This window comes from Flexithrix dorotheae DSM 6795 (assembly GCF_000379765.1).
GTDB classification, from domain to species: domain Bacteria; phylum Bacteroidota; class Bacteroidia; order Cytophagales; family Flammeovirgaceae; genus Flexithrix; species Flexithrix dorotheae.
In genome coordinates, this window is the sequence record NZ_KB903443.1 from 545,219 (window position 1) to 563,903 (window position 18,685).

An 18,685-nucleotide genomic window follows, 5' to 3' on the forward strand; every position below is an offset into this window, starting at 1 on the left:
GGTTTTACCAATGAAGTATATTGAAATTTGGGCATTATAAACCAGGGATTACGTATGAGGTAACCGTTGATTTTTAGCCGAAACAAATTATAATTAATTACTGTACAAGATGTTATTTCAAGGTTTTCAGTCCACCTGTTTTATATAGTTCTTAATATTTAACACAAATGCTTAAAACCGAATACCACCATTTAAACCGATCCACATTTTCACATTATGATGACTATGGTCCTCGTCATAAAAACTCCATGGGGCAATATCATTGGCAACTTCAGCCCTATTCTCCTCCTTATTATCTGATACCAATACGTTGTAAGATGCACCAAGAAAGATCGCTGTCTTAGGTGTGATATATTTCGAAAACTGAAGTTTGGCATTATAAAACTGTATTCCTTCCTCGAAATCGGAAAAAGCATCCTTAAAAAACAAATGTCCCATTAAGTCCAGATTCATCGCAAAGCTACTGGAAGCTATTGGAAACTCTGTACCAAAACCTGCTCCTGCTGCCTGTCTTAAAGTATTACTATTGAATTGCGCTCCAACAGAAAAGATATTGTAAAACCTTGGTACACCTATTTTATAAGCAATATTCGCATTAAGTGTTTCCGTTCCCGAAATTTCAAATTTTCTGTAGCCACCTTTTTTCACAATACTCAGCAAACCAATTGGAACCCCACCAATTGTATCAGCAAAATTGAATACGCCTATTTGTACTCCGGAAATATTTCTGGCCATATTCAATACCCCAATTTGTGATCCCTTAATATCCCTTGTCTTATTATAAAATCCAGCTATTTGTACTCCTCTGTTGTTTGCTGCAATGTTCATAAAACCAGCTACCTGAGCCCCGTATACATCCCCATGTCTGATATTCAAAAACCCAGCAATTTGTGCTCCGGTTAAGCTATCTAAACCAATATTCATAAAGCCTGCAGCTTGCATGCCCCACTGAGTGCCATTATTTATATTCATAAAACCTGCGGCTTGTGTAGCTTTCCCAGAATCTTGTGCCACATTCATAAAACCAGCAGCCTGAAAGCCATTTAAACTACCATTCACAGAATTAATTAATCCTGCAGCCTGAAAGCCTTTCACATTTCCCGTTCCAAAACTGGCGATTCCACTGGCTTGAAAACCCTTAATATTTCCGTTGGTTACACTTCCCAATCCATTTAGCTCGAAAGAACCAACTCCTGCAGATACTCCATAAAGCAGGTTTAGTGAAATATCATTGAAAACTTTAGGTGCTCTTTTGCCATTGGTACTAACCGGATAGAACAAGCCAAAATGCGCAGGCACGGAATCCAAATCGTGGTTTGGTTTAAAATTAAATAAAGGCTTGGATGTTTTCTTCTTCTCCGGCTTTTCCTTTTTCTCTTTTTTAGCCCCGGATGGGATATTTCCAGTTTTTTGAGGCACCTTATTCATTGTATTTCCTGTACCGGCAACTACCGTGGCAGTGCTCATTTTTAAACCAATATTTTCAGGAGTTTCCACCTCTTTTACCGAAACTACCTCCGTATTTTTTTTCGCGATTGAAGTTTCCTGTGGTTGAGAAGGAATTACAGCCGGGATTATTTTTTCTTCAACAGGTTCTTCTGGTTCAGGTTCTTTTGATTTTTGAAGTATAACCTGGTTCTTAATTACCTTATAGGAAATATCTGTTTCTTCCAGCAGCATTTCCAAACCATCTTTCAATAAAATCCCTTTTTGGTCAACATTTACTTTTTGATGTAAAGGAAGTCTGTCACTCACATAAGAAAAGTTAATTTGATATTTTTGAGTTAAATCCCGGATAACTTCCCCAATCTCCACATCACTATATACTAAATCCACTTTTTGATTTAAAACATTATTATCCTGTGCCTTTAAACCCAGGCAATATGATACAAGCAACAAGGCGATAAAAAGCTTTGTTTTCATAAGTCTAATTCTTTTTAAACTGTAGTGACCATGCCCTCAAATTTAATCATACCTGAATATGATCTGACAATCCTAATACTACAGCTTTTTATTGTTTAGTTAATTACTACGATTAATTTAAAAATGAGATAATCCAATTACATTTCAGGATCACAACCTTCCCCGGAGATATGGTAAACTCCATCGCTTTCCTGATAAGAGAAATTTGCTGATGCTGCCAAAATTTCCATCACTTCTTCTATTGTTAATTCTTTGAAATTGCCAGTATAATGACAGTTGAGCAGTGTTGGTGATTTTATATCCATATCAATGGCATAATGCTGTTCTAAAGTATTGAATACCTGATTCAGCACTACATCATTAAAAGTAAGCTGGTTATTTTGCCAGGATCTGAAATTTTCATTTTCTATTTTTTGCTTTGTTATATTCTTTAAACTTCCTACTGAAGCTTTTTCACCAGGAAGTAAAAAAACGGTTCTGTCTTCATTTTTTGGGGAAAAGGCCACCCGGCCAGTGGCAACGGCAACTTCCACCTCACTATTTTCATTTTCTTTAATATTAAAAGAAGTCCCAACTACTTCTGTTTTAGAATTTCCTGCATAAATAGTAAACCTTCTGCCTTCCGCTTTTTTCACTTCAAAGAAGGCTTCTCCTGTTAAATTTACCACCCTGTTATCCAGGTTAAAATTTTCGGAATAAGTTATTTGGCTATTTTTATTCAGCCACACTTCACTACTATCAGGTAGCACAACTTTTTTCACCTGATCGTTACCAGCTGAAATTTCTACCATGTCTTTTGAGAAATAAACCATTTTTAGTGTAATAGCCAATCCAATTCCCATCAATAAAACTGCAGCAGCTTTATAAAAAGACGAAATACTATAATGATGTGATTTTGTAACTTTAAGTTTTTCCTGAACAATACCATTCTTTTCACTAAAAACCTTCCATGCCTGTTCACTATCAGGAAAAAAAGTTTCAAGTGGTTTATTAGTTTTATTCCAGATTTTCTGATAATTAAAAAATTCCTCCCTGTTTTCAGCGGACTCATTTAACCAGGAAAGTAATTGCTCATATTCTTTCCTTGTCGATTCCCCGCTCAGGAATTTGGTAAATAATTCAATATGTTGCTCACTTTTATTTTCCACCTTTCGGATTTATGTTAATTGATTTTGTAATTTTATAATTGACCACCAATTCTACTTTTTTTGCTCAACTACTAATAATACCGGTAATTTTAACTCTCCCCCCACCCTACCTCGAAAAAAAATTAAAAAAAAATCATTATCACCCAACCTAACCCCACAAATTCTTAGAATAATTCAAACAATAAAGCTGCAAATATTAATTCATCTAAAAAAAATCTTATCCAAGTGAAAAATTAAAAATCCTTAATTTTTTTGTAAAATTTTCCGCGGCAAAAAATGTTTATAGGAAATAAATATCCTTTTTATAACCTAAAAAACAATTTATGGAATTAGTAAAAAACAGTTTTTTTCAAGCCTCATTTGATGTAGAGCAATCAACACTTACTATTGTGTGGTTACCTGAAACTGCTAAAATGACGGAATATGATTACAAGGAAGCCCTTATTACTATTTTGGATATTATAGAAAAAAATGAAGTAAAATACTGGATTGGGGATACCAGAAACTTTGCCTACGCCATTGTTCCGGAATTGCAGACATGGACCGCTGAAGAATTTAATCCTAAATTAATTGAATATGGGTTAAAAAGAATGGCATTATTAGTCCCTGAAGAATTTGTAGCCAGCCTGGGCATTGAACAAACTGTAGAAGAGATGGAGGCCGATCATAATGAAGCGCAATTCATTACCAGATATTTTGATAATCTTGATGATGCGCAACAATGGATAGCAGCTTAAAAAAATTTATTTGAACGCATAAAAAAAAGCCTTCATATGAAGGCTTTTTTATTAAGCAGCAAGTGCACTTTCTTCCTTAAACCAGTCGAAAGCTTCGGTTTCTCCAGCAAAGTAATGAATATCAATATTCTGTTTATCCATAAAATTTCGGGCAATATTCTTTGCAGCAAAGGTTGCAAAAATATCGTCTCCCAAAATCAGGGCAATATTCAGCTTTTTGGTGCTATCCGCAAACTTCCTCATGTTCGGAACTACATTGGCTTTCACCCATTGTTGGTCCTCTACTCCAATCACGCCCATTGTAGAAGTATCGGTGATGTGATTGTGGTGGCCTTTGCTCTTAAACAACTCCACCAACTGTCCATAGGCAAGCCGATACTGGTCTGAGGTGCATTTTTTTAAAAATGTAAGGTGACTAAGATTCAACTCTTCAATGAATTCTAGTTTGAAAAAAGATTCTTCCATAGGTTTTTAGTTTAAGTGTTTCCTAAAGCCTTTTTTTCAGCTTTTGAAAAATCATTTTTAAGGTTTGTTTAATGTAAATCTTTCACTAATTTCCTTTAAACAGGAATTTATTTTTTCTATTTTCTAAGGGTTAAAAAGGGATTTGAAAAAGGTGTATGATTTTTCTTTAATTTTTAAAAATTTCCCGGTTCTTGCGATTTTAAATAATAATTAAAAGGAGAATATTTCAAAAAAATGCCTTCTTTCCACTGGAATAAAAAATGTCCACTGGAAATTTTTAGTGGACATTTTCTTTTTAATTTTTTTAATCTCCCTTGCTCGAAAAAATGTGTTTGAGAACGATTGGGAAATTCTTTTTATCAGTTTACCGGCAAATAAAAATAGCCACTTCAAAAAAAGGTGAAATAATTATTTCTTTCTCGAATTCTTTGCTTCTTTCAAGTTGATAGGCATTGATTGAGCACTTTCAATTATAGCCTGAATTACACTAGCTTGTTGTTTGTTGCTAACTGTAAGTGAAAAACTATGTTTCTTATTCATTAATCAAAAATTTAAATTGTTTTAATTAACATATATTTATTGAAGATAAACGCTGCCCAATCTTCCTCAGTCTATTTTAAGTATATAAAATTGTAAAAAAACACTTTATGGCAGAGAAATTAATGATCCCTCTAAACCTTACAGTTCATGACATGATTTCCCGAAGGAATTGAAACTCTTTTAGAAAAACGCCATTTATCAGATTCAGTTTACCTTACCCAAGTTAACTGAGTATTTTACAAAGCGAACTGCTTGTCCAAGAATAGGCTAAAAAGAACCCTCAAAAAATGGGAATTTAATTCGTTTCCCTTCCTAAAGAAGATTATCGCAATTATTTGTAGGGTGGTTATGGTATTTTCTTAAAAAATAAATATAAATTGAACCCTTTAAATGAATTTCTTTTATTTAAACCCAAAACGGGTGAGGTAAAATGAAGGTTATATTGATATAAGAGCTAAAAAGAGAAGTATATGGTAAAATCAATGACAGGTTTTGGGAGAGTGGTTCTTGAGACAGATGAACTGAGTGTACAAATAGAACTAAAAACCCTGAATTCCAAGTTTTTAGATTCAAATATTAAAATGAGTTATCTTTTTTTCGATAAGGAAATTGAGATAAAAAACCTGCTCAACAAAAAACTGGAAAGGGGAAAGGTAAGTCTGAATATTAATTATGTATCTAAAAAACCGGAAACCAATAAAATTCAGGTAAACTTCCCATTGGTTTCAAATTATTATAAAGAACTCAAGAAAAGTGCGGATGATCTTGGCACAAATGACAGTGATATTTTTAGGATGATCATGCAAATGCCTGACGCTTATATTAAGGAGCAGGATCAGGATGCCATAGAAAAAGACTGGAAAGTAGTGGCGGAGGCTTTAAATCAGGCCATAGAAAAATGTACACAATTCAGGATTCATGAAGGAGAAATTCTGAAATCTGAGCTCAATGGCTATATTGATAATATTAGAAATTTACTTAAAAATATTGAAGAACTCGATCCCGAAAGGATAAAACATATTAGGGAGAGGCTTCAAAAACAGGTAAATGATTTGGTATCTAATGAGAATTTTGATCCCAATCGGTTCGAACAAGAACTCATTTATTATATAGAAAAACTGGATATTAGCGAGGAAAAAGTAAGGCTCAACAAACATCTTGATCTTTTTCAGGAAACCCTAAAAGCCAAAATATCCAGCGGAAAAAAATTAACTTTTATCAGTCAGGAAATTGGTAGAGAAATCAATACAATTGGTGCCAAAGCCAATTTTGCGGAACTGCAAAAATTTGTAGTGGACATGAAGGATAATCTGGAGAAAATAAAAGAACAACTCTTTAATATCGTATAATTCAAACTGTCAAAAATTCTTCTACTTAAATAAGAGAAGGTTCATTTAAGCGTTGGGGATATTTAGTTGCTAATTATCCCTCGTTTTATGAAAATTCAATGGTTCTTCAGGGCAATATTAAGTTTTGTATTGATCACTTCATTCCGATTTGGGATAGGCCAGCCATTAGAAAAATTACACTTTGAAACCCAATTTGACTTTACCTTAAGTACCGATTTCTATCTTGCTGACAAATCAAGGTTTTTTGGTGAATTTAATTTCCACAATTTATTTACAAATCAAACAAATACCGGGAAATCAGAATTTTCTGCGGTGGGTGAAGGGCAGTTGCTGGTAGGCTTTGAAAAGAAGTTAAAGGGAAAATGGAGTGGAGGATTATCGCAAAAGGTTCATACCCACAACCAATTAAACACGTTTGGCACAAGTGCTTTTATCAGACACTCAGGCAGTTTTTTAAACCTGATATTCGACAAAAGATTAAGCTACCAGGTAGAATACTCCAATTCAGCAAAAACCTTAGGAAAAGCCTCATTTTTTGTTTCACTTGCCAAAAAAATCGATTTAAAAAAATGGGCATTATACCCGGCAGTTTCCTATCAGATATTTAAGGAATCAAAACAAAAAGATGATCTTTCGGAAAAAAGGAGATTTAGTAATTCGGTTTTGAGAGCAGATCTCTTATTGAGTCCTACAGCCAATATTTTATACGGACTTTTCATACAGAAAGAAACCAATTTTTATTTTGGACTGGAACAATACGATGGAAATGGAATAATTTTAAAGCCTTTTAGAAAGCTAAATATCATTCAGCCAACTTTAGGTTTAACTTTTAAATACCAAATCCGGCCAAATAATATCCCAAAAGGATTTTTTAATTTTCTGAATTAGCACTAGTTTCGAATCGAGTTTTTGTCATACAAATCGATTTTGAAATGGTTGGAATTATTGGGGCTGGAATTTCCGGATTATCACTGGCTTATCATTTACAGAAATTGGGTAAAGCTTATTGTTTGTTTGAAGCAGGTGATAAACCTGGTGGTAATATTTGTTCGGTAAAAAAAGAGGGTTTTCTACTTGAAAAAGGCCCTAACTCCCTCCTTGCCGATTCAGAAATAATTGATTTAGTTAAGGAGTTAGGTTTAGAAGATCAAATGATTATTCCGGAAACGGTAAGTAAAAAGCGCTATATTTTCAAAAATGGGAAATATCAGCAACTACCTTCCAGTCCTCCAGGTTTGATTTTTAACAATTTTTTTTCTTGGCATGCCAAATTTTCCATTTATAAAGAATTAAACAACAAAAGTACTTCACCTCAAAACGAAACTGTTGCTGATTTTTTTGAAAGAAGATTTTGCAAAGAAATCGTGGACCAGGCTGTAAACCCTTTTATTTCAGGAATCTACGCTGGAGATCCAGAAAAATTAATAATGGAAAAAACTTTTCCAGCCTTTTTAGAAAATGAACAAAAATTTGGTTCGGTAATAAGAGGTTTTATTAAAAATAAAAAAAACACACAGCGAAAACTCACTTTCAGTTTTAAAGAAGGTCTTGGTATTTTGGCAGATAAGCTGGCTGAAAACCTATCCGTTAACTATAATTCGCCAATAAAAGAAATTAGACAGGAGGCAGGAGGCTTTTTGTTAATTACAGAAAATGGGGAAACAAAAGTTACAGCGCTTGTTTTTTCCATCCCGGCATATGCTGCAGGGAAATTAATTAAGGATATTTCCCCAGAAAGTGCCCAAGCATGGGAAGGGGTAAATTACCCGCCTATTTGTGTAGTTCATACAGCTTTCAGGCGAAAAGATTTGGGTTTTGATTTCAATGGTTTCGGAGGATTAAATCCTAAAAAAGAAGACTTATTTACTGCAGGAAGTATCTGGAATAGTTCACTTTTCGAAAATAGATCACCAAAAGATCAATTCCTGATCACATCTTTTGTAGGAGGCGCTCAATCTCTGGATAATTTCCAGCTTACGGATGAAGAAATAAAAGCAAAAGTTACAGATGAGCTCCAACAAAACTTCAAGATAAAAGGGTCGCCAACCCATCAGGAAATAACCAGATGGGAAAAAAGCATTCCTCAATACGATATTGATATCTTCCCGGCCCATCAGGCAATTGAAAATCTGCAAAGAGAGGGAATTTACGTATGTTCCAATTGGGAAGGAGGAGTTTCCGTTCCGGATTGTATAAAGAAAGGTAAACAACTAGCCGAAAGGATAAAGGAGAATAAATTCTAAAAAATATCAAAAAAATAATTGTAGAATAATGAATATATCTCTACTTTTGCCATCCCAAAAAGAAACAATATGTTTCAGGGCCCATAGCTCAGCTGGTTAGAGCACCTGACTCATAATCAGGGGGTCCGAGGTTCGAGCCCTCGTGGGCCCACAATTTGGACAGGTAATTTGATAAAAGCCTCAATTAAGTTTGAGGCTTTTTTTATTGCGCAAAATATAAATTCCCTCTAATTTATATCGTAATTTCACCAAATCACAGAACTAGTTAACCTTATCATCTGTTTTTTTAATGGCACTTCAACAACTCCTGCAAAGCCTGAAAACTTCAATTATTTCTCTTCGTATGCCAATTGGCTTAGGCACACTTAGGGGAATAGTTAAGTTTATTACAAGAATCCTCATGTCGCGTTTAGGCAGAAAGAAGTAGTTCAGTTCAGAAAGGTTTTGAATAATGGTTGGATAATAACATTCATCCTAAATTTTCTCTCAGGTGGCATTATAGAAATACAGCTTTTTAATTTCAGTTTCCACGCCAAACTATAAAGAATTTTAGGAACAGATTCCCATTAGGGTAAATTAGGGATGAATAAGCTTGACTAACTCCTGTTCTGGTCCTCTAGTGAATCAAAATTAATGACAACTCTCTATTGGCGTTAATACCGTTCAAGTTCCGTCTCCATTGCCACAATTTTGTGTATCCAATAAAGAAAGTTTTTTTGGATAGACTGTAAAATGTATCCAATTCTTTCTTTAGCATTATCTTACTTTTGGTTTCATAGTGGAATTCCCGAATTCATCCTTTATGAAAATAAGGAATAAATAAAATATAGTTAATGAAATTTTAAATCCTGGAATTGGAAAACTATTTTACATCATTGGTTAAATGCTTAAAAAGCAAGAAAAATAATTTAAAAACAGAAATACAATAGGCCTACTAAAAACAATTTATTTTTTTATAATCTTTTTGCATTTTGGAAAACAGAAAGATGGCTTCATGTTTTCTCTTGTTTTATAAGATGGATACTCAAAAATTAAATTATCGATTTAACGGAATTAAAATCAGAAATCAATTCGGTAATTATTTCATTATCATGTAAAAACACAGCCAAAATTTCTTCTAAATTTGGTGGTAATTCCGGGTATTGATCATAGAATCTTTTTTGTTCGTAATGAGCTTCAGAATGTTTTGTTAATTTTAAATTAATTATCGATTTTATCATTGGATTAAAAAAGACTTCTGCATTTATCAATTTTCCATGCTGATATGCCTTTGTCCATAATTTTTTCTTATAATAGATCAGGAAAAAACCAAAATGAAACCACCAGGGGCAATGAGGATTAAGCGCCAGGGATTTTTCCAGTAATTCCATCGCTCTTTCATATTCTCCTAAACAGACCATTCCAAATCCTATCGCTCCCATTGATGAGACTGACGAAGGGTTTATTCTAAGACAAGTTTCAAGAGATTTAATTGCCTCTTCTTTTTTCTTGAGATAAATGTAAGCCCAACCCAGTTCCTGAAATCCATGTTGACAATTTGAGTCAATAGTTGTCGCTTCTTTAGCTAATTGAAACCCTACTTCCACAGGATTATCCACTGTGGGAAAGCCCAGAACGTATGCATCCAGGTATAATTCCGCCAGCATGGCTTTTACCTTCGCATTGAGAGGCTCCGATGCTACTACAGATTCTAACACTTTACGGGTTTTTAGATAGTTTTCCTCTGTGAAATTCATGTGAAAGTAATAATTAAGCAGTGTAGCATCCAGGGAATCTAATTGTAGCTTATGCTGCATGTTCTTAATTCTGTTTTGCACCATAAAACCATAGTATCCACCAAGTAGAGAAACCACATCACTAACAATATTATCCAGAATTTTAAAATACTTTTGTTCATTCCAGGTATGCGTGTAGTTATTGGACCAAACCTGAAAATTAGTAAGTGTCTCGATAAGGGTCACATTAGCTCTGATTTCATAAGCAGATTTCATTACTGTTCCGGTAATGACATAATGTACCCCAAGGTCTGCACTAATATTGTCAAGCTTAGTGTTAAAACTTATATATTCCCTGGCGGAGTGGTGAGCGATTACATCAATGTCTTCAAAATTACTGAATGCACCAGTTAGTTCCTCTCCAAGTCCATCAGCAAAATACTGAAACTCTCCATTTTCACATAAATTTCGGAAAGGAAGAATTACCAGAGTTAACTTGTTACGACTGAAATTGGTGGGCTCGGTTTCCTGATTTAAAACCCTGGCTTGTTCGCGAAAAACAGGAACATAACTTCCTTTTACCAATTCTATCTTGATAGGATCTTCTTCTCCTTTTTGGGAATAATATTTATCCAATAACTTCCGTAAACGACCAGCGTGTATTCTTACAATGGCGTCTTCCCGGGGATCAAAATCCTGGCCTCTTCCCAAAACCATAGTCGCAATGGTATATTCCTTGATTTTACCTCCATTGCCATCAAGAGTTTCGGTTACCACAAACTTTAGAAATGAGGAAAGAATTTTTGATTTAACAAAAAGGTGATCAGTTAAAATTTTATTTAACTGTGATTTAACAATGCGTTGAGTATAATCATTTTTAACAATGGGAGTATCGTAGTTCATTTGGGCTTTGATAGTATTTTAGATTCCTGCAATCTACAATAAGCCTACAACATCATCAAAAAATACTATTAATAATTTAGGTTAAATTATTGAGCGGACAAATTTAACGTAACAGTTAAATAGGTTTAATGTGTTTTTATTTCCTTGGAGATAACCCTATATTCGGCCATTATCGGCTATTATTGTTAATAAAATGAAGACTAAATGAAACCCCTAGACCTTAATGTAATACCTCTTATCTATTTTACGGAAGGGCTTTTTACCATGAAAAGGATTACTTCAGAACTACGCCCCTCTGGTAACTCAGCATCTGGAGTTAACTCAATAATCTTTTTTTCTACTACTAATAAAATAGGAGAATTCTGACTTTAAACTAAAATGAAAAAGTATATAGTATTACCTATAGATGTTCTTTTATTAAAAATATTTCACGGTATAGTTTTTCTACTGGAATATGCTCCAATTCTTTTAGGCTTAATAATGGTTCAAACTTTAGCTTTTTATGGAAAATATATTTTAAAAGCATCTATACGGTTTAAAAAATTAATCTCGTAACAAACATCATTTAAATAAACCATGAAACTAAAAATTACCTTTACAAAAAGAGCACTAAAACTTAGTGCCATAATGGTTGGGCTTTGGACAATCAGTTTTGTACAGGACGCCAAATCTCAACAAGTTTCACCATTTCAAACAGGGCATTATCTTCCTGCATTTTCCAATATTCGCGATATGGCTAAGCCAACATCAGGCTTTTTTGTGTTATGGTATAATTATTATCAAACCAGTAATTCTTATTACAATCGTGACGGAAATAAGGTAGATAAAGTATCTTTATCGGAAATCAACCCCAATTTACCCGATATACCTTTTGACGTAGGTTTAAATGCATTTGCAACAGCTCCTGCATTTTTTTGGGCTGCAAAGAAACCTGTACTTGGCGGAGCACGATACATGGCAGGAATTGTCCCTGTGTATTTTTCAGTTAAATCTTCATTTAACTCTGAAGTCTCCGGTTCAATTTCAGATAAATTAAGTGGCTTTTCAGATCTTTATTTAACTCCTCTTACGCTTTCATGGGGATTTGAAAAGCTTGATTTTACTTTTGCTTATGGTCTTTATACACCGGTAGGAAGATATGAAACCGGAGCGGATGACAATTTGGGGCTTGGCTTCTGGACCAATCAGTTTCAGGGCTTCGGATACTTCTATCCAGTTGCAGATAAATCCACTGCTCTCATGTTGGGACTTACTTATGAAGTGAATTCCAAGATTAAAGATGAAGATTTTAAACCAGGTAACCGTTTCTCTCTTGAATATGGTATCAGTCAGTATTTATCGGAAAAATTGGAAGTGGGGGTACAGGGAGGAAACAATTGGCAAGTGAGTGATGACAAAGGTGATGATGTTTTTTGGGATCCCTCTATACACGATAAAAAAGGCTCATTAGCTTTTAATGCCGGCTATTGGGTTTGGAAAGACCGACTACAGCTCAATGCTAAATATGGTTTTGACTACGGAGCCGTACAGCGATTTAAAAATGATATTCTCATGTTTAACCTCGTTTTTGTAACCAATGCCTTAACGGGTGAATAAGATTTTTTTATAATGGTGCTTCATTTTTTTTAAACTTAAGAGCATGTTTAAATTTTAACTATTTCGCTGAAAACCTAAATTTTAAACAAGCTCTAAAGAATCACTAAAACTCCAAATCAATTTTTTAGAAAACAAACCTAACTTTTAACTTAATGAAACAGATCGTAAAGACCCTTGGAATTTTATTTTCTTTATTAGTGTCCACTTTTTTTACTGGACATGCACAATCGAATTCGGAAGAAATAGAGTTTATACAGTCCATTTTTGGAAAGAATAAAAAAATGATTGTGGAAGAATTTGTTCAACCCTCCGAAGCACATAGCCAGGCGTTTTGGGATTTATATGATGAATATGAAATAAAGCGAAAGGAATTAGGGAAAAAAAGACTGGATTTATTAAATGAGTATGCTGAAAATTATTCGGAAATTAATGATGAATCTGCAAAAACCTGGATGAAAGAAGTGATCACCCTAAAGAAATCTACCGACAAATTATTGGATAGCTACTTTAAAAAAATGAGTAAAGCCACCTCACCAGTAGTTGCTACCCAATTTTATCAGGCAGAAAGTTACATCTTAACTATGATTAGATATTCTATACTTGATTCCATTCCATTTGTAGGGGAATTAAGCAAATAGAACAATTATTAAACTTAAATTCATTTTCTAGGCTGATATACAAGTAAAATTTAATGAATTAAATAATTTAAAAAGATAAATAAAATGCTGAAACTAAAAACCACAAACCTGACAATAAATTTGATCATTATCATTTCCCTATTCATTTCATGTAATTCCAAACCTGCTAAAGACACTGTAGAAGATACCCCCCCTCCCGCCCCTGCCGAAGAGGAAAAACAAGCATCTGCCCGACCAGCTCATTGGGGATATGGTGGGGATGAAGGTCCTGCAAGTTGGGGAAGCTTAAGCCCGGTTTATGCTTTATGCGGCAATGGTAAGGGACAATCTCCCATCAATATTGCAGAAACTGAGGTGGGAGACGAAGCGCAATTTCAACTTAGTTATGGGACCACTCCACTGAAANCCAAAGAAATCAGGAACGTATGTATTATGGTTTTTACAGAGAAAAAAAGCTAATAATAGGTAGTGGGGCTATAGAATCAGCACACAAAGAAGTCATTCAAAAAAGAATGAAATTATCAGGGCAAAGATGGTCAAAAAAAGGGGCACAGGCCATCTTGCAATTAAGAACAACTAAGAAAAGTGCAAAATGGTGGAGTGTGTTGGACACAATAGAACCACAGAAAATGGTAGCCTAAATGGGAAGTTTGACGTGCACCGCTTTTGATCTGGATTTTTTGCTGTACATGATGCCATTTTCCTTCAGGATCGTGAAAAGCAATGCTTCTTTCTACAATTTGTTTGCCCGTGGGAGCTGTATGGCAAGCAGCAAAAATGAGTAGGAGGAAAAAGTTAAATTTATTTGTCATTGTTTAAGCACTCGTGCTATTATTTCTGAGAAATAATAATCTCTCTTTTGACTCAAAGGTAAACAATTTCCCCACTTATGAAGATATTCTAAAAATGAAGTGCCGGATTTTCAAAAATTGAAATCCGGCACTTCATTTTTGTTTATTGCTTAAGGTTAAATTATAGCGTTGAAGGACAAACGTAATTGGACTTTGGAATATCGGTTCGTTTGATGGCCCCAAAACCTCCGGCCACATCAACTACATTGTGAATTCCTCTGGCTTTTAAAATCGAATTGGCTATCATAGACCGGTATCCCCCGGCACAGTGCACATAATTTTTGCCATCTTTTTTAAATGTGGCGAGGTAATCATTGAGGAAATCTAAAGGTGTATTTTCCGCATCAAGAATATGTTCAGAAAGGAATTCGCTTTCTTTACGGACATCATAAATATTCAATTTTTCCTTTTTACTCAGATTGGCCAGTTCTTCTGCTGAAATCAATTCCACACTATCGGTTTCTTTTCCGGATTTTTCCCAGGATGCGAATCCCCCTTCCAGGTAACCAATCACATTATCAAACCCAACCCTGGCCAGTCGTATCATGACTTCTTCCAGTCTTTCTTCAGCTGCTACCAGCAGGATAGGCTGCTTTACATCCTGAATTAAGGCACCAACCCATGGTGCAAACCCGCCATCAATACCAATAAAAATGGAATTTGGGATATGGCCTTTAGCAAATTCCGACTGGTGTCTTACATCCAATACCACCGCTCCGGTTTCATTGGCGGCTGCTTCAAAGGCTTCCGGAGACATGGCAATCTGTCCTTTTTCCAAAACTTTATCTATTGCTTCATAACCCTGTTTGTTCAACATCACATTGAGAGGGAAATAAGCAGGTGGGGGTAAAAGCCCTGTGGTTACTTCTTTAATGAACTCTTCTTTTGACATATCTGCCCTTAAGGCATAATTGGTTCTTTTTTGTTCTCCAATTGTCCCTACAGTTTCCTTACTCATATTTTTCCCGCAAGCCGAACCTGCACCATGACCAGGATAAACAATGGTTTCATCTGGAAGTGTCATGATTTTATTTCTCAGGCTTTCAAACAAAATTCCGGCAAGTTCTTCCTGAGTCATGTCAGCTGCTTTTTGAGCTAAATCCGGCCGACCCACATCTCCTAGAAACAAAGTGTCTCCACTAAAAATAGCATGTTCTTTCCCCTCTTCGTCAAGTAATAAAAAGGTGGTACTTTCCATGGTGTGTCCAGGAGTATGTAAAACCCTTATAGTCACGTCACCCAATTTAAATTCCTGATTATCAGTGGCAATAATGGCCTCAAAATCAGGATTGGCATTTGGCCCGTAAACAATTGGGGCTTCAGTTTTTTCAGCCAGAGTTACATGACCACTTACAAAATCGGCATGGAAATGCGTTTCGAAAATATATTTAATTTTTGCGTTGTTTCTTTCAGCTTTTTTCAGGTATCCATCTACTTCTCTTAAGGGATCTATCACAGCAGCTTCACCTTTACTCTCAATATAATAGGCTCCCTGAGCCAGACAACCTGTATAAATTTGTTCAATTTTCATGTTTGTGTTATTTATTATGCTCAAGTTGTTTTAATTAATTATAGTCCAAAAGTACGGGAATCAATTATTTTATTCAGCTACATTTGTTACATAACAAAAATTGTTTTTAAATAATCTTCTCAATTGTTGTTTGGTTGTCACCAAAGATGGTTATTTCCTAATTGTATAAAACTTTATTGCACCAGTTTTACATTCGATTGAGTGGCAATGGAAAGCAGGCGTTCATGTTCCGGTTCCGTTTGAAGATTATCAAACCAGGTTAATGCTTCTTTTACCGTGTTGAACATGTGTTGGCATGAAATTAAATCCTTAATTCCTCCTTTTTGGAAAATATCCCTGACAGGTCCAATTGCAGCAGCGACATAAACCTGTATACCTTTTTGCTGGATTTCATCAATTAACCTTAAAAGCATATGGTTTGCAGAAGAATCAATGAAATTAATTGCTTCAGCACTGATAATTAACAGTTTAAGATCTCCCTCTTTTTTCTGAATTTCTTCTTCTAATGCTTCCCTGAAATAGGAGGCGTTGGCAAAATAAAGCTGGGCATCAAACCGGACAATTAATACATCTTCCCTTTGGGTAGCCTCAGGAAACCTTTTGATGTTTTTAAATAAGCTTGTTTGTGGAATATTACCCAATACTGCCAGATGGGGTTTGGTGGTTCGGTAGACCAACATAAGCAAAGAAGCTAATACCCCCAGAATTATTCCTTCTTTTATGCCTACCATTAATGTAATGATAAATGTGAAGAGCAATAAAGCGAATTCTTCTTTTCTGTTTTTCCATAATCTCAATGGATATTTAAAATCAATAAGTCCAAAAACTGCTACCATAATGATAGAAGCTAACACCGCTTGGGGAAGGTTATAAAATAATGGTGTTAAAAATAGCAGAGTAAGGCCTACTATAGCCGCACTGATCAATGCTGAAACGCCTGTTTTTGCTCCTGCCTGATCATTCACTGCAGTTCTGGAAAATCCTCCTGTAGTTGGGTAAGCCTGGAAAAATGACCCAATAATGTTAGCCATCCCAAGCCCGATCAATTCCTGATTGGCATCTATTTTATAGTCAGCATGTTTTTGTTCCACAGCTTTTGCTACTGAAATCGCTTCCATAAAAGCGATTAGAGAAAGCGTAAGTGCAATTGGAATTAAATCGTTTAACTGATCCAGTGGAAAAATTGGAACACTGAAAGCAGGAAAACCGGTGGGAATATCTCCTACTATTTTCACTCCTGTACCAGTCAGATCGAAAAGGATAACAGCCGAAATACCTGCAATTACCACCATTAAAGCCGCAGGTATTTTAGGAATAAATTTTTTAATGATTCGAATCATGACGATTCCTCCCACACCAATAATTAAAGTAATCCAATGAATGCTTTCAACTTTTTGAATGGCATCTAAAAGTAAAAGGTGTACCTGGTTGCTTCTAATAATATCCACACCAATCAGGTGTTTCAACTGGTTAAATCCAATGATAATTGCAGCTGCGGAAGTAAATCCACTGATCACGGGTTTGGACAGAAAATTCACCAAGAAACCAAGTCGGAAAAGGCCCATGGCCAGTTGTATTATTCCCATTAGAAAAGCAAGGGTAATAGCCATTAGGATATAATATTCGGTGCCAGCCTGGGAAATTACACTCAATCCCATGGCCACCAAAAGTGAATCCATGGCCACTGGCCCAACAGCCAGTTGCCTGGAAGTTCCAAAAATGGCATAAATAACCTGGGGGACTAAAGCTGCATATAAACCGTAAACCGGAGGTAAACCAGCAATCATAGCATAGGCCATTCCCTGGGGAATCAACATGATGCCTACCGTTAGTCCGGCAGGGATATCCCCGGAAAGCTGATCTTTGCGATAACCCTTTATCCATTGCAGGATAGGAAGATATTTTTTCATGTGTTGAGTGTTTTGGTTAAATAAAATAACATGGATTAAAATTTCCTGCCATTAATATTGGGTTAATGGGGTAATTTCCTTCGGAATAACCCATAGGTGAAAGTGCCCAAAAGTGCTGCGATAAGTACAATCAGGATGGAAAAAGTACCACTCCCAATCAGTACATACATTGGCCCGGGACAAGCTCCGGCCAGTGCCCAGCCAAGACCGAAAATAATCCCTCCAATCAAATACCTGGGTATACTTTTATTTTTTGGAGCAAAAATGATAGGTGTGCCTTTTCTACTTTTCATTTGTTTCCGTTTGATCAATTGAACTATAATTACTCCGAAAAGCAAGGCTGTACCTATAATCCCGTACATGTGAAAGGACTCAAAGCGGAACATTTCAAAAATTCTGTACCAGGAAACCGCCTGGGATTTAAACATTACAATGCCGAAGAGCATACCTATCATTAAAAATCTTATGTATTTCATTTAATTTGAATTTTATCGAGTTTACCAATTTCATTAAGTTTGTTAAATCCTCCTTCTAAAAAATAATTGGAAGCAGAAAATGGGTCATGATTAACCCTCCAATAAAAAATCCGATCACAGCAATGAGTGAAGGCATTTGTAAATTACTCAGCCCACTAATGGCATGGCCTGAAGTACATCCTCCGGCATAACGGGCCCCAAATCCAATCAGGAAACCTCCTATTGCCAGGATAGATAGTCCTTTCAGGGAAAAAAGATTTTCAATACCAAAAATTTCTGAAGGCACAAAATGCTGTCCCGGATCAGAAAAACCCATATTGTTCAGGGCTTTAATTGTTTCGGAATTTAAATCAACGGTTTGGTTAGGTGTGAGAAAATTTGAGGCGATGAACCCCCCAATGATTGCACCTGCCACTACAATCAGATTCCATCGTTGTGACTTCCAGTCAAAATTGAAAAATTCGGCAAATTTACCAGCTCCTCCGATGGAGCACATGGTGCGCAAATTAGAAGACATCCCAAAATTCTTCCCTTCAAAAAGTAATAAAAACATGATAAAGGCAATCATAATCCCAGACACATACCATGGCCAGGGTTGTGAAATCAATTCAATTATGTTCATTTGTTTAAAAATTTCTACTAGTTGCTGCAGGTTTTATA

General features: G+C 35.4%; 15 protein-coding genes and 1 tRNA gene. 8 read left to right on the forward strand and 8 right to left on the reverse strand.

Translation table 11 applies throughout. The features are described from left to right. Positions 1–171: 171 nt before the first annotated feature. Positions 172–1,923 (reverse strand): STN domain-containing protein, encoded by a 1,752-nt coding sequence (locus A3EM_RS0117790; RefSeq protein WP_020529592.1) that lies wholly within the window; start codon positions 1,921–1,923, stop codon positions 172–174. 137 nt (positions 1,924–2,060) lie between these two features. Next, a complete protein-coding gene (locus tag A3EM_RS0117795) occupies positions 2,061–3,071 on the reverse strand; it encodes a FecR family protein (RefSeq protein WP_020529593.1) in 1,011 nt (336 codons plus the stop codon). A gap of 323 nt (positions 3,072–3,394) precedes the next feature. On the opposite strand from A3EM_RS0117795, the gene A3EM_RS0117805 reads away from it, so the two are divergent. Beyond that, positions 3,395–3,808: a hypothetical protein gene (locus tag A3EM_RS0117805; RefSeq protein WP_020529595.1), complete on the forward strand. Its 414-nt coding sequence runs from the start codon at positions 3,395–3,397 to the stop codon at positions 3,806–3,808. 51 nt (positions 3,809–3,859) lie between these two features. On the opposite strand, the gene A3EM_RS0117810 is transcribed toward A3EM_RS0117805, so the two are convergent. After that, the gene (locus A3EM_RS0117810) at positions 3,860–4,273 is read right to left on the reverse strand and encodes a hypothetical protein (protein ID WP_020529596.1); all 414 of its coding nucleotides are present in this window, start codon (positions 4,271–4,273) and stop codon (positions 3,860–3,862) included. Positions 4,274–5,283: 1,010 nt separating this feature from the next. Between A3EM_RS0117810 and A3EM_RS0117820 the strand changes: the two genes are divergently transcribed. The 4 genes from A3EM_RS0117820 (at position 5,284) to A3EM_RS0117835 (ending at position 8,556) form a co-directional block, all read left to right on the forward strand. Next, the gene (locus A3EM_RS0117820) at positions 5,284–6,162 is read left to right on the forward strand and encodes a YicC/YloC family endoribonuclease (protein ID WP_020529598.1); all 879 of its coding nucleotides are present in this window, start codon (positions 5,284–5,286) and stop codon (positions 6,160–6,162) included. Positions 6,163–6,249: 87 nt separating this feature from the next. Continuing rightward, complete coding sequence (locus A3EM_RS0117825; RefSeq protein ID WP_020529599.1) at positions 6,250–7,050, forward strand: hypothetical protein; 801 nt, start codon at positions 6,250–6,252, stop codon at positions 7,048–7,050. 44 nt (positions 7,051–7,094) lie between these two features. Further along, positions 7,095–8,405 carry a protoporphyrinogen oxidase gene (gene hemG / locus A3EM_RS0117830; RefSeq protein WP_020529600.1) on the forward strand — a complete coding sequence of 437 codons (1,311 nt, stop codon included), beginning with the start codon at positions 7,095–7,097 and terminating at the stop codon, positions 8,403–8,405. A 77-nt stretch (positions 8,406–8,482) separates the two neighbouring features. Further along, positions 8,483–8,556: transfer RNA gene (locus A3EM_RS0117835), tRNA-Ile, on the forward strand. An 880-nt stretch (positions 8,557–9,436) separates the two neighbouring features. Here A3EM_RS0117835 and A3EM_RS0117840 read toward each other — a convergent pair. Then, positions 9,437–11,023, reverse strand: coding sequence for a tetratricopeptide repeat protein (locus A3EM_RS0117840; RefSeq protein WP_020529601.1), 1,587 nt, complete (start codon positions 11,021–11,023; stop codon positions 9,437–9,439). 576 nt (positions 11,024–11,599) lie between these two features. Here A3EM_RS0117840 and A3EM_RS0117850 point away from each other — a divergent pair. The 3 genes from A3EM_RS0117850 (at position 11,600) to A3EM_RS48345 (ending at position 13,898) form a co-directional block, all read left to right on the forward strand. Beyond that, positions 11,600–12,619, forward strand: coding sequence for a SphA family protein (locus A3EM_RS0117850; protein ID WP_020529603.1), 1,020 nt, complete (start codon positions 11,600–11,602; stop codon positions 12,617–12,619). A gap of 152 nt (positions 12,620–12,771) precedes the next feature. Continuing rightward, positions 12,772–13,257, forward strand: a complete 486-nt coding sequence (locus tag A3EM_RS0117855; protein WP_020529604.1) for a hypothetical protein — start codon at positions 12,772–12,774, stop codon at positions 13,255–13,257. Positions 13,258–13,769: 512 nt separating this feature from the next. Then, on the forward strand, positions 13,770–13,898 hold the full coding sequence (locus A3EM_RS48345; protein WP_281169828.1) for a hypothetical protein: 129 nt from the start codon (positions 13,770–13,772) through the stop codon (positions 13,896–13,898). A 331-nt stretch (positions 13,899–14,229) separates the two neighbouring features. Here A3EM_RS48345 and A3EM_RS0117870 read toward each other — a convergent pair whose 3' ends face one another. The 4 genes from A3EM_RS0117870 to A3EM_RS0117885 all read right to left on the reverse strand — a co-directional run bounded on the left by A3EM_RS0117870 (position 14,230) and on the right by A3EM_RS0117885 (position 18,647). Further along, the gene (locus A3EM_RS0117870) at positions 14,230–15,639 is read right to left on the reverse strand and encodes an MBL fold metallo-hydrolase (protein ID WP_020529607.1); all 1,410 of its coding nucleotides are present in this window, start codon (positions 15,637–15,639) and stop codon (positions 14,230–14,232) included. A gap of 173 nt (positions 15,640–15,812) precedes the next feature. Next, the gene (locus tag A3EM_RS0117875; RefSeq protein WP_020529608.1) at positions 15,813–17,549 is read right to left on the reverse strand and encodes a SulP family inorganic anion transporter; all 1,737 of its coding nucleotides are present in this window, start codon (positions 17,547–17,549) and stop codon (positions 15,813–15,815) included. Between the two features lie 62 nt (positions 17,550–17,611). Beyond that, positions 17,612–18,025: a DUF6691 family protein gene (locus A3EM_RS0117880; RefSeq protein WP_026210373.1), complete on the reverse strand. Its 414-nt coding sequence runs from the start codon at positions 18,023–18,025 to the stop codon at positions 17,612–17,614. A 55-nt stretch (positions 18,026–18,080) separates the two neighbouring features. Further along, the gene (locus A3EM_RS0117885; protein WP_020529610.1) at positions 18,081–18,647 is read right to left on the reverse strand and encodes a YeeE/YedE family protein; all 567 of its coding nucleotides are present in this window, start codon (positions 18,645–18,647) and stop codon (positions 18,081–18,083) included. Between the last annotated feature and the right edge of the window lie 38 nt (positions 18,648–18,685).